The sequence below is a fragment of the Nitrosomonas sp. Nm33 genome (assembly GCF_900107265.1).
In the GTDB taxonomy this organism is placed as follows: Bacteria; Pseudomonadota; Gammaproteobacteria; order Burkholderiales; family Nitrosomonadaceae; genus Nitrosomonas.
The window spans coordinates 1-12,251 of the sequence record NZ_FNPJ01000083.1 but is presented as its reverse complement, the minus strand read 5'-3'; the positions used below and the strand labels follow the sequence as shown (position 1 = coordinate 12,251).

At 42.3% G+C, this 12,251-nt stretch carries 10 protein-coding genes; 6 read left to right on the top strand and 4 right to left on the bottom strand.

Features of this window, described 5'->3' with window-relative positions:
• Positions 1 to 625: 625 nt before the first annotated feature.
• Positions 626 to 2,809, bottom strand: coding sequence for a primosomal protein N' (locus tag BLV54_RS13105; protein ID WP_090572090.1), 2,184 nt, complete (start codon positions 2,807 to 2,809; stop codon positions 626 to 628).
• Positions 2,810 to 3,039: 230 nt separating this feature from the next.
• On the bottom strand, positions 3,040 to 4,422 hold the full coding sequence (locus tag BLV54_RS13100) for an adhesin (RefSeq protein ID WP_090572089.1): 1,383 nt from the start codon (positions 4,420 to 4,422) through the stop codon (positions 3,040 to 3,042).
• Positions 4,423 to 4,700: 278 nt separating this feature from the next.
• Between BLV54_RS13100 and BLV54_RS13095 the strand changes: the two genes are divergently transcribed.
• From BLV54_RS13095 to BLV54_RS13075, 5 genes are all read left to right on the top strand, one after another.
• Positions 4,701 to 5,810 carry an aromatic ring-hydroxylating oxygenase subunit alpha gene (locus BLV54_RS13095; RefSeq protein ID WP_090572088.1) on the top strand — a complete coding sequence of 370 codons (1,110 nt, stop codon included), beginning with the start codon at positions 4,701 to 4,703 and terminating at the stop codon, positions 5,808 to 5,810.
• Positions 5,811 to 5,847: 37 nt separating this feature from the next.
• A complete protein-coding gene (locus tag BLV54_RS13090) occupies positions 5,848 to 6,699 on the top strand; it encodes a DMT family transporter (protein ID WP_090572087.1) in 852 nt (283 codons plus the stop codon).
• Between the two features lie 68 nt (positions 6,700 to 6,767).
• A complete protein-coding gene (locus BLV54_RS13085; RefSeq protein ID WP_090572086.1) occupies positions 6,768 to 7,115 on the top strand; it encodes a SpoIIAA family protein in 348 nt (115 codons plus the stop codon).
• Between the two features lie 48 nt (positions 7,116 to 7,163).
• Complete coding sequence (locus tag BLV54_RS13080; RefSeq protein ID WP_090572085.1) at positions 7,164 to 7,649, top strand: hypothetical protein; 486 nt, start codon at positions 7,164 to 7,166, stop codon at positions 7,647 to 7,649.
• A complete protein-coding gene (locus tag BLV54_RS13075) occupies positions 7,625 to 8,029 on the top strand; it encodes a SirB2 family protein (RefSeq protein ID WP_371113304.1) in 405 nt (134 codons plus the stop codon). Before BLV54_RS13080 ends, BLV54_RS13075 begins: the two co-directional genes overlap by 25 nt.
• 59 nt (positions 8,030 to 8,088) lie before the next feature.
• Here BLV54_RS13075 and BLV54_RS13070 read toward each other — a convergent pair whose 3' ends face one another.
• The gene (locus BLV54_RS13070; RefSeq protein WP_256329487.1) at positions 8,089 to 10,095 is read right to left on the bottom strand and encodes a TonB-dependent receptor; all 2,007 of its coding nucleotides are present in this window, start codon (positions 10,093 to 10,095) and stop codon (positions 8,089 to 8,091) included.
• Positions 10,096 to 10,277: 182 nt separating this feature from the next.
• Entirely contained in the window at positions 10,278 to 10,700 is a 423-nt protein-coding gene (locus BLV54_RS13065) for a Fur family transcriptional regulator (protein WP_090572082.1), read from the bottom strand.
• A 455-nt stretch (positions 10,701 to 11,155) separates the two neighbouring features.
• Here BLV54_RS13065 and BLV54_RS16200 point away from each other — a divergent pair, with 455 nt between their 5' ends.
• Positions 11,156 to 11,929 carry a hypothetical protein gene (locus BLV54_RS16200; protein ID WP_176969774.1) on the top strand — a complete coding sequence of 258 codons (774 nt, stop codon included), beginning with the start codon at positions 11,156 to 11,158 and terminating at the stop codon, positions 11,927 to 11,929.
• Positions 11,930 to 12,251 lie beyond the last annotated feature (322 nt).

Genomic DNA, 12,251 nt, shown 5'->3' with positions numbered 1-12,251 from the left:
GGGCCTCACGCCTTGCGAATACATTTGCAAAATATGGACAAAGGAGCCAGAACGATTTAACGTTGATCCTTCCCAGCATACCGTGGGACTAAACAATTGGCGATGGCGGAATCAGCGATGAAAGAATGGTCCATTGTTCGTCTGTCAGTCGTTCGTATCTGCTCATCCACCGGAAGTTAACATTCTTCCGTCATTGTGAACAGCGGCATTTATGAAATGAGTTCTAGTGTGTTTGAACCAGAGCCAATCAATGCTGAAGGGGAAACATTTACGGAATGAAGGCTTTATCTCGCAGGAAGGTGCTTGTATTTTCTCATTATTTAGCCTGGATACTTCACAGGTTGGCCTTTAATATGATGCAAAAGCTGTTAACAAGTGCTTCTGGATAGATTTACGCAAGAATAATTTATACCGTTAGACTTCGCGAGTGATTTGCGGCATCTTTCCGTTTTCACTTAGTGCCAATAGTCGTAGATATTGGCTGAGCACGGAATGCGTAAATCTGCTCACAAATTGCCTCGCCATTATCTCCTGTCATCTTGTTTGCTGGCGAAATATCCGGGCCAGTAATCATAATTGTGAATTGTATCAATGACTTAAGTTTGTCAAACCTACTCGGTCTCACTCAGAATTCTAGCGGGTCTACGTCTAAAGTCCATCGTACCTTACGATGGGGAATTTTGCTGAGTTTTATATACCAGTCGCTGAGAAATAGCTGTAATTTTTTGCGGGAGTAGGATTGTACCAGTAGGTGGGCGCGCTCTAGTCCTTTTAGCCGCGCCATTTGTGCGGGAACAGGATCGAATATTTCTATTTGCTCCGTTGGTTCGATGAGTGCAATTGCCATGGTGAGGAAATTTAACGCCGTAGCGATTTGTGGTGCTTCCGCGTTAAGTAGCGCTTGATAGGTATAGGGAGGAAAATGAGTAATTTCCCTTTCTTTTAGCAATATTTGTGCATACGCATCATAATTGTGATGTTTTAATGCATTATATAAAGGATGATCAGGAAACTCAGTTTGAATGAGAACTTCTCCTGCAGTTTCAGCGCGACCAGCTCGCCCGGCAACTTGCATCAATTGTGCGAATAATCGTTCTTCTGCACGAAAATCGATGCTATAAAGTGAAGTATCTGCATTGAGCACACCTACCAAGGACAAATTAGGAAAATCATGCCCTTTTGCTAGAAGTTGGGTGCCTACCAGGATATCTACTTGTTGTTCATGGATCGCATTTAATATGAGTTGCCAGGCTTCCTTGCGACGAGTATTGTCCCGATCAACACGAAGAATGCGGGCATGAGGGAAAAATTTTGCCAGTGCAGCTTCAATGCGTTGTGTGCCGTGACCAAATGGCATGAGATCTTGGTCGCCACATTGTGGGCAGGCTAGTGGAAGTTGTTCTGTGTGACCACAGTAGTGGCAGCGTAGATTTTTTTGAGTCAGGTGTACAACGAGACGACTGGAACAGCGTGAGCAGGTCGCAAGCCAGGTGCAAGACTTGCATAATAATACAGGAGCATAGCCGCGGCGATTAATAAAAACCATGCTTTGCTGCTTTTGAGTTAGGGTTCTTTCTAGCGCAACAAGCAGTGGTTCAGATAATCCTTCTTTGAGCTGAACGGAGCGGGTATTAACATAGCGTATAACTGGGAGTGTTGCATTTTTCACTGCACGTGTGCGCAACTGTATCCAGCGGTATCGGTTTGTTATGGCGTTGTAGTAGCTTTCCAATGAAGGTGTTGCAGAGCCTAACAAGATGGGTATATTGGCCTGTTTTGCACGAAAAATGGCGACATCTCGCGCTGAATAGCGTAGTCCATCTTGCTGTTTAAATGAATGATCATGTTCCTCATCAACGATAATCAGACCCAATCTGGGCAATGGCGTGAAGATGGCCAGGCGTGTTCCAAGGACAATGCTTGCTTCGCCCCGCTGTGCCTGTAACCAGCCGTTCATACGTTCAGTAGGATTGAGTTTGCTATGTAAACTGATTAAATGTGTGGTGGGGAAGCGTGAGCGAAAAATTGCTTCTAGCTGGGGAGTTAAATTGATCTCGGGTACCAGGATAAGTATTTGGCGTTTTTGCTTTAACAACATTGAAGTAACCTGGAGATAAACTTCGGTCTTGCCACTACCCGTGATTCCATGGAGCAGCCAGGTATTGAATAGGCTTATTTCAGCCTGGATGGCATTGATTGCAGTGATTTGTTCGGTTGTGAGCTGCAGAATGGGGGGGGCATTTAATGTGAATTCCGGCTCCATTAAAATCTTTTCTACCCATCCTTGAACTAAAAATTCCTGCAGTAATTTCGGAGCACGTGGAGAGAGCTGCTTTGCTTCTTTACTAGTGATGTTGCCCACTTCTTTAAGGTGAGCAAGCAAGTGATGTTTAGTTTTATTTCGGCCGGGAATGGAAGAGAGTGCTATAGCATGGCCTGTTTCGGTTAAACGGAATAGGAATGGTGTGATGGATCGTTGTGGAAGAAGTTTAATGCTGCGCAATCGCATGGGCACTCCATTCATGATTACCATGCCAATAGGATGATGGTAATAGCGACTACAGAATTCAAATAATTCTATGAGAGTTGGAGGTATAGGGGGGATATTCCGTAAAATATCTTCAGCTTGCTTTAGTTTGTCATGAAGAACGTGGGCATCATCGGATATGGCCATGATGATACCTATCATGAATCTTTTACCAAAGGGAACACGCACAAATGAGCCAATGTCTAGCGGTGTTGCATCGGGTGCAATATAGTCGAATAGACTATCGATAGGTACGCCGAGTGCGACGCGGATTATAGCCATTTAATGAAAACCCTTGGTCTTGATATTCATGAAAGGGTATGAGCTCGATATATGCTCAGGATCATTAACATCAAATATGGCAAATACCAAATATCGAAAATATCAAAGAGTTTGATCAGAAGTCAGATTCAATAGCTGCTATGTCAATGTCAAGGATAAGGAAAGCTTAAGAAGAGGAGGCGAGAGCAAATTTTAGCTCTCGCCAAATTGTTCTATCACGCCTTGGTGGGTTATTTTGAGATCCGATATAACGTAACAGATGCTTCCCCTTGTCTGCTTAAGACTGCAGAATCACCGTTTGCGCTAATGTCAAATGAAATTGGGCTGTCTGAGCCGCTCGAGAGACCGACACAGCCGTTGGTATCATAAATAAAACTCCTCATATTCAGGGTTTTAGAGCTGGCATCATATGCATATGAGGCAAATTCAACACCTGGGGTTCCACATGCCGTTTGCTCGGATTGAAAGGTTTCTCCAGTAGGGTCTACCAACATGAATTTATTATTGGGGAAGAACAGAAATAATTTGGTTTTAACACTATTTTTATCCAATTCCCAGGCACCCACAATGCCAGAGGCGTTATTATCCATTTTGGCATACCGCTTTTCTTTGATCTCAGTGAGAATGGGCTCGTCATCTGAACTGAGTTCAATTGGGCGTGCGATGTGAAAGAGTTCCCCAAAAAGACCACTTTGCTCTCTTGCTCTTTGGGCAACTACAATGTCAGAAATAATGAGCTCGTCACCGTCTGTATGGATTCGCCAAGTAGGGCGCGGGTGCGATAAACCTGCTCGGAGATTAGTATCAACAGATGTCGAGCTATTGAGATTAAATCCTCTGGTATCAAATTGCGATGCGTTCGCAACACCGTATTCCACTCCGGCTTTAATAATAGTACCGCCTCCGCAAACACGGTTTTCATCGCATGAATCATCTGCTGTTGCTTCGCCCTGCAAGTATTCACCACTGCCATCTGCTGCCATTCGTATAATGCTCGCATTGGTGTCATCGTATTTTACCCAGATGTGACTGCCAAGAAGATTGATCCCTCGGGTAAGAAAATCTGCACTGGCTGCTTCTGCTGATTTGATGTCGCCGGCTATGCCTGCAGCATCGCGTGCCGTTTTAAGTATTGCAGAATTAGCAAAACTGACTGGATCGCTTGCGAGATCAAGGGTAGATTTGATTGCTGCAGCTGCTTCTGCTGTGATCGATATTCCGTTTGAAAGATTATTATCTGAATCAAGGGATTGCAGCAGGATGGGCAGGTTCTGTAATTTATTTTCATTGCCTGCAGCCAGCTCTATTGGTGTAACGATGCCAGTTGCCTTAATATCACCGATGATCAGTTCGCCAAGCTGGAATTTGACATTGTCGCCATGGTTGTAGCGATACATGCCTTGTGCATCTGTAGTTCCTGATGAGCCAGAAGATGTAGTATAGACAACACCTGCAACTGGAGCGGCATCGGTGAGTATTCCTGTGGTAGGTCCTTTGAGAGAGGCTTTGTTAATTTTAGGTTCCTGGCTATCGCTGCAGGAGGTAAGTCCTATGATAAGTGCACTCGATAAAAATACCCAGGCTTTGTTGCTTGTTTGTTGATTCAATTTCATTGAGGTAGCTCTTCCAATTTATGTTTAATCAATTCATGCGATTTACGCACAACGCTAAGATTGTAATCTTATGAAATAAGAGGATAATGTAGATGTGAATCTTGGTAATGTAAAATCTTTTTCAGTCCTCAGAGCGAAACTTATTTATTAGAGTCTTCCTTATATTAATAAGTATAGACACAATTTTCTGTTTTATTGTTTTTTTTGAATTTCTAAATATTTGATTTGTCCATTGAGGATTAACCTCTATTGAACATCACTTTAATAAATAATTTCATATGTCTAGTCTAGCGCAAGTGTCACAATTGTTGACTGAGAAACCACAACAACTTCCTGTTGACTGGTATCTGAATCCACAGGTACTTGAATTGGAAAAACAGCGGCTATTTGATCAAGGTCCTGGTTACGTCGGACATGAATTGATGGTGCCCAATGTTGGGGACTACCATGCCATAGAATGGATGGATGATGCTAAGGTATTAGTTCGCAACGAGAATGGCATTGAGCTGTTATCGAATGTGTGTCGCCATCGTCAGGCGCTTCTGCTGAAAGGACGCGGGAATGCCAAAAATATAGTTTGCCCTATACATCGCTGGACTTACGCGATGAATGGCAAATTGCTCGGGGCGCCGTATTTTAGCAATAATCCATGTCTGGATTTGGGTAAAATATCCTTGCAAAATTGGAATGGGCTCTTGTTTACGGGTGAACGCAATGTTGCACATGATATGACAAATCTAAGCGTTCTCAAGGACTTTGATTTTACGGATCATGCACTTGATCGTATCCATATAGATCATTACTCGTGTAACTGGAAGACATTTATAGAGGTTTATCTGGAAGATTATCATGTCGTACCCTTTCATCCCGGTTTGGGACATTTTGTTGATACCAACAAGCTTGATTGGAAGTTTGGTGATTGGTACAGTGTGCAAGTTGTAGGGGTTAATCCTGCATTTGACCGAGCAGGCACGCCAGTATATGAGAAGTGGCACAAGCAGGTATTACAGTGCAATAATAATCAAAAACCACCTTATGGTGCCATTTGGTTGCTTTATTACCCCAATGTGATGCTTGAATGGTACCCCCACACCCTTATCATTAGTACGATATTACCAACTGGAGTAGAAAGCTGCATGAATGTAATTGAGTTTTACTATCCAGAAGAGATTGCTTTGTTTGAGCGTGAATTCATTGAGGCAGAACAGGCAGCATACTTCGAAACTGCTTTAGAAGACGAAGAAATTTGTAGGCTGATGACAACAGGACGTCGTGCACTTCATCAACAAAACATTAATGAATTTGGTCCCTATCAAATGCCGATGGAAGCTGGGATGTTGCATTTTCATAATTTCCTGCAAAGGGAGATAGGTTCTTACTTACGCTAACTATTGTTCTGAAATGCATTTTTTAAAGTAATTACTGATGCATTCGCTGTGGATGCTCGTAGCGGGTTTTATGTTTGCCTGCATGGGAATGTTGGTAAAGTTAGGTGCGGTATATTTTTCTAGTATCGAGCTGGTGTTTTACCGTTCCTTGATTGGTCTACTTTTAACCTATCTAGCTATGCGTGCTTGTCATGTGTCATTGATTACTGAACACTGGAAGATTCATTGCTGGCGTGGACTGTTTGGTCTCGGTGGATTGTTGCTGTTTTTTTATTGCATTACGCAACTTCCACTGGCAACAGCCATATCCCTGAATAATACCTGGCCGCTATTTCTAGCGCTGTTGGCGACGATTATTTTAAAAGAGCGTTTCCATTGGGTGTTGGTTATGACAGTCGTACTCGGATTTATAGGAGTGATTTTGTTGTTAAGGCCTGCTTTACATGAAGATCAGTGGCAGACTGGATTAATTGGTTTGATCTCAGGTATTTTTGCAAGCTTTGCCCATCTTAATCTGAAACAGCTTGGTAAATTGGGCGAGTCTGAATGGATAGTGGTTTTCTATTTTACCTTGATCTGTACGGTAATAACCGGTATATGGTTATCGTTAACTGCATTTAGTACCGTTACCTCCAATAATTTATGGATATTGGTTGGGGTTGGCATAACAGCTACCCTTGCACAGCTAGCACTCACGCGTGCTTATCGCGTCGGTAAAACAATGGTAGTTGGTGCACTTGCGTATAGTACAGTATTATTTGCAGGGTTGGGGGATGCTTTTTTCTGGCATGATATTCTGCCCATTTCTGCCTGGATTGGGATGGGAATGATTGTGTTAGGAGGGGTGTTGAGCCTGAGAGTTGCCCCAATGAGCGTTCGTAGTCAATAGATTCAATAATATTTATATGATGAAAATCAATTGCTTGTGATGGATCCATTATATCTGGGAGCACGCGTATGATTACTATTCAAAAAATCAATAACCTGATCATCGTAGCTGTAATCGGGGAATTTACTCTCAGTGACTTTAAAGAATTTGAAGACCAGGTACTATATCGATCACATCCTGAAGATAAGATAAATTTGTTATTTGATTGGCGGGATATGGTGGATTACACGGTAGATGTTGCCTGGGAAGAAATCAAATTCATGCGCGAGCATGGCAGTGAATTCAATCGGGTGGCGGTAGTTACTGATAATCAATGGCAAGCATGGAGTGCATGGGTATCAAATTTGTTTATCAATGCGGATGTAACAGTTTTCTCTGATTACGATGAAGCGAAGGAATGGGTTTCTGGTGAATAGATTCTAAGCTATTCCCACATTCGTGTAAAAATTCAAGCATAATTCAGCATGGATGAGTTTGTTTTAGCTAGGGTATTGCATGTGTTGGGTGTAGTCCTTTGGATTGGTGGTGTTGCTATGGTGGCGACAGTTCTGCTTCCTGCTGTAGCGAAAATGAAATCAGCTGAAGAACGTGTCGAATTCTTCGAACATATTGAAAGTCGCTTTGCTACTCAAGCACGTTTTACTACATTATTAGTAGGACTGAGTGGTTTCTATATGGTACATATTCTAGATGGATGGAATCGTTTTGCTGAACTCCATTTCTGGTGGATGCATGCCATGGTGTTCGTGTGGGGTATTTTTACGTTGATGCTGTTTGTGCTGGAGCCATGGGTGCTCCATAAATGGTTTAAGACCAGGGCGCTCAATAAGCCAGAACAAACATTCGTATTGATTCAGCGTCTGCATTGGTTCTTGTTAAGTATCAGTCTCGTCACAGTTGCGGGTGCAGTTGCTGGTAGTCATGGTTGGGTTTTGTTTGGGAAATGGTGATGAGCTATACGTTATTAAAATTGATTCATGTATCCAGTATCATGCTCAGTTATTTGCTATTTCTGATGCGGGGTATTTGGATGATACGTGCATCAGCTCAATTGCAGCAACGTTGGATAAAAATAATGCCACATGTCATTGATACAGTGTTACTAACCAGTGCAATTACGTTGGCGGTTCTGATACAACAAAATCCGCTTGTAGATTCTTGGTTGACTGCAAAAGTTGCGGGATTGCTTCTTTATATTGGGTTGGGCATGATAGCGCTGAGATTCGGCAAGACCCGTACAATTAAAGTTAGCGCCTGGATTATGGCTCAGATAGTATTTTTTTATATTGTATTAGTTGCGCTGACTAAAAATCCTGCAATATTCCTATAAATTAAGTTTTAAGTGATATCTCGAATCTTTTAGTAAAAGTTTTTCCTATTGAGCAGGTTCTAAAAATCACCTCTTATTCCTGCTACTAAAGCCCTTCCAGGTAAGGGTGCAAAATTTTTCAAAAAAGAGGTATGAATACGTATTTCCTCGTCAAGCAAGTTTTTTCCTTGAACAAAGAGTTTGATACCGTTTGATTGAGTTTCTTTTATGCGGTAGCTGGCTTCTAGATTGAGTAGCGTATAACCGGCAGTGCTGGTTTCAAGTTCTGCTCGTTTATTCTGGCGGAGCACGTGTATCGTCGTCAGATTCGCGGCCCAGGGGCCCAGTTGGTAGTTTAGCTCCAATCCAAAACGTTGGGGTGTAGTGCGTGGAACATTTCCATCGTTGTGGTCTAATTTGCCGCGTACATAATCTGTGAATAGACGCAAATCTAAATTGTCCGGTTTAAAAGTAAAAATAACTTCCGCTTCAGCACCGTAAAATGTGGCATTGGTCTGAGCTATATTCTGTGCTTGAAATTCACCCTGTGGATTTAGCTCTCCGTCTTCATTAACACGGTCAGCGATGCCATCTCCATTCGTATCCACGTTTCTTAAAAAAATATAGTTGTTGAACCGGTTATAAAAAGCATTAACCTTCCATTTCATAAATCCAGCAGTTTTGCTAAGAGATAAGTCAATATTATTGGTGGCTTCTTTGTGTAACGCATTATTGCCAATCTGGAATGTGCCTGTGGCACGATGGGGGCCATTCACATAGAGCTCTTCTATCGCCGGCGCGCGTTGGCCATGCGTTGCTGTCAATCCTAAGTTATAGTCTTTTATAAAATTCCAGAAAGTGCCAGCGGAACCATTGAACAGACCGAATGCGCGAGATCGGTTAATGTTATTTTGTGGATTGCGTGTGGCATATTCATATCGTCCCCCAAACTCAAATCGAAAATTGCCCCAATTGCGTTCTTCGATAAGAAAAAGTCCGGTGGAGCGAGATTTGGTCACAGGCACTATCGCTTCTTCCCCCAAAGCAGAAAATGTTCGATCCTGAAATTGTATACCGAACAAACCTTTTAAATTTGCAATAGGAGAATGTAAAAACTCAGCCCGCGTTTCCAGTTCTCGATTTTTAAAACGAGTCGCAATTTCCCCATTGCTTTCAATCTCATTATGTTTATAGTCATTGTAGCCCATGCGCACCTTGAGTTTTTCAAAACCAGTAAGGGGGTTATCCAGCTCTCCAGCCAGATTGTAGCGAGCTTGGGTTAAATCAATGGTGGGTTTCTCGGGTGTTGGCACGCCATATTTGCTCTCCAGCAATGAGATAGAACCACCGAAGAATCCTCTTTCACCTACATAGGAACCACCAGCAGATAAACCTTGAGAATCAACTGCACTGTTTTTGACTACATGCTTTTCGTTGTTTATGCTCTGATTAACATCAGCTCGCCCAGGAATATGATAATCGCTCGTTTTACGCTTGAAACCACCGATACTCCATGAGGTTTGACCAAAGCTACCATTTACATTGAGCGATCCAGTTTTTTCTTCAGTTGCAGTATTTCCCCGTGCTTCAAAATTACCTTTTAATGATTTAAACACCTGGTTGGGGATACGTCCAGTTACAGCATTCACTACTCCACCTGTTGCACCTCCGCCATAAAGCAGGGTTGCTGGGCCTCGCAGAATTTCAATTTGTGAGGTATTGAGCGTCTCGATAGTGACAGCGTGATCTGGGCTGAGAGATGAAACATCAAGTGTGCTGATACCGTTCTCCAGTACCTGAATACGTGGCCCATCCAAAGCGCGGATGATAGGACGGCCGGCGCCTGGCCCAAATGAGCTCGAGGCTACGCCAAGCTCACTAGATAAAGTATCGCCAAGATTTACCTCACGTTTTCTGCGGAGATTGTCCCCATGTAAAACAGTTGTAGGTTGAGTCATATTTAGCTCACTCCGGTCTTGAAATGGCGTCGAAGTGATGGTAATCTCGGGAAGTTTAATTGTTTTGTTTGCTTCTTCTGCTTGAGCAATAGTATTAATAGTATTGAAAACGAAAACGATTAAACCCATAGTGGTTAACCTTAATCGTTCTTTTGGGTTGTGCTGGGTTCTATTTTTTATGACTTTGTGATGCGACATACTGATAAATAATGCTTTATAGTTAAGTGTCAGAGGAGTTGTCGAATTTAGAAATGCAACTTAGTTGCATTTATAGGGAATAAAGTATTCCGTTTTTTAGAATGGTTAGCCCATCAAGCGCATTCAGCGCATAGTCCTTTAACCGTTAATTCAATTTCATGGAATAGATAACCGAGTGGCAAGGAAGGATCAGGTTTAATTCTGAAATCGTTCAGGCATGTTACTTTGGTGCACCGTGTACATATGAAATGAGCGTGTTGATGTGAATGTAATTCCGTGTTGACACGGAAACGCCATACGCGATCATCTCCTGCTATTTTATGTATTAAATTTTTCTTGCTCATCCATTCAAGAACACGGTAAAGCGTTACGCGATCCAACTGACCTTTTACGTTTAATCGCTCTTCGATTTCACGATGAGTAAGTGCATGCTGCTCAGCCAGTAGCGTGGCAAGCGTTCGGATTCTGTGATGAGTAGTGCGATCACCAGTGTGACTAATCAGCTCTTTGGCTTTTTCGTAAAGATTATTTGGCACAGAGAAAAAATACGCAACTTAGTTGCATCTAATTATAGTAAATAATTTTCTTTAGTGATAATTTTTTAATCGAAAAACGTGCTTAAGAAATTTTCTGGTGGCTTATCTTTTTTCAGGCCGACATGAAAGATTCTGTTTTATTGAGCAAATTTTCTATACAAGAGATTCTTGAAAATCAATATCTTAAATCACATATAGATTGTTAAAAAGTTTTGAGGATAGGTGGCTATACGATGGTGTAACAGAGCTCAGTTCTGCTGATCCAGAATTCTATCTATCTGATATTTAGTAATTTTGTGTACTGTGCATTTTCTGTAGTATTTGTCTTGGCACACTTATTCAACCTTCCTTAAATTTTTGTTATACAATCACGAGCAAATATGCTAGGCAATATTGCTGAGCAGGTTATACAATTACAAATATATTTTAATTAAGATTAAGTTCCTGGAGAAAGTATGAAAAAGGCTTCACGTCGTAATAGATTGGTTGTGCAATTATGCGCAGCAGTAGTATTGTCATTAGCAGCATTTTCGCTTCATGCGCAGCTGATGCTTGCACATGAAGGGCATCATGCCGGGCATGGAGGATGTCAAGTCAAGTCGGGCGATTTTCCTGTAACTGTCAGCGTTTATGAAGTACCAGAGGGTGATATTCCTCCGATGCATTCGTATTGCGATCATGTGCCAAATATTGGAAAAATAAATATGACGCTTGAGTTGCCCACTGATGCTCGTGAGATACCGCTTGCTGTGCGTCTAGTAAAAGAGGGGCACGAGGGGCATGGGGGAGAAGCTCGTGCCGATATAGCAGCAAATAACAGCGTCAGCAAAGAACAAGACCATCAAATGGATCATGGTGAGCATAAAGGGCACGCTGGTCATCATTCTCATGAGGGGCATGAGGTAGATAAGCACGAAGAGCACAAAGATGCAGAGCACGCCGCTGGCAAACATGAAGGTTTTTATATGCCAGCTACGACATATCCTTCTGGAATTATTGTTGTTGCGACAGAGCTGAAGGAGCTTGGTCAATACACTGTATTACTGGAAAAAGTAGAAGGTGATACTGTCCGTACAGCCGTACGTGTTCCCTTACATGTTGGTGGGGATGGAGGGCATGGTGGTCATGGCGGTGGTTTTGGTATGCTAGAAATTATGCTCTTGCTTGGTGTAGCAGGGGGACTAGCTTTCTTTTTCTTGCGACGTAAAGGTCCAGCAAAGAATAGCTGAGAAATCATAATCTAATTATCTAGATGATAATCTCTTACCCAAAATCCTTGACATAGTTATGGTTAAGAAAGTAGGCTTGGAGGTTGCGAACAAAGAAGAAAAGAAGTATTAGTTAGTATTGGTTTTATGCTCAAGCTATCGGGAGGGATGGATAGTTATTTTTTAGATGAGCATGAATGGGATAACAACATACATAAGATAAGAAGGAGAGAGGAATGAATGCCAGAAAATGGCTGAAGGGGCTAGCAATAGCCTGTGGGGTAATGTTTGCTGGGGTATTGCATGCGAACCTGTCGACAGTACCGGATGAGACGTACAAGGC

What these genes read in the sequence shown, in the direction of transcription:
- BLV54_RS13105 (WP_090572090.1), bottom strand. Translation starts at nt 2,809, where the DNA reads ATGGCTATAATCCGCGTCGCACTCGGCGTACCTATCGATAGTCTATTC.
- BLV54_RS13100 (WP_090572089.1), bottom strand. Translation starts at nt 4,422, where the DNA reads ATGAAATTGAATCAACAAACAAGCAACAAAGCCTGGGTATTTTTATCG.
- BLV54_RS13095 (WP_090572088.1), top strand. Translation starts at nt 4,701, where the DNA reads ATGTCTAGTCTAGCGCAAGTGTCACAATTGTTGACTGAGAAACCACAA.
- BLV54_RS13090 (WP_090572087.1), top strand. Translation starts at nt 5,848, where the DNA reads ATGCATTCGCTGTGGATGCTCGTAGCGGGTTTTATGTTTGCCTGCATG.
- BLV54_RS13085 (WP_090572086.1), top strand. Translation starts at nt 6,768, where the DNA reads ATGATTACTATTCAAAAAATCAATAACCTGATCATCGTAGCTGTAATC.
- BLV54_RS13080 (WP_090572085.1), top strand. Translation starts at nt 7,164, where the DNA reads ATGGATGAGTTTGTTTTAGCTAGGGTATTGCATGTGTTGGGTGTAGTC.
- BLV54_RS13070 (WP_256329487.1), bottom strand. Translation starts at nt 10,095, where the DNA reads ATGGGTTTAATCGTTTTCGTTTTCAATACTATTAATACTATTGCTCAA.
- BLV54_RS16200 (WP_176969774.1), top strand. Translation starts at nt 11,156, where the DNA reads ATGAAAAAGGCTTCACGTCGTAATAGATTGGTTGTGCAATTATGCGCA.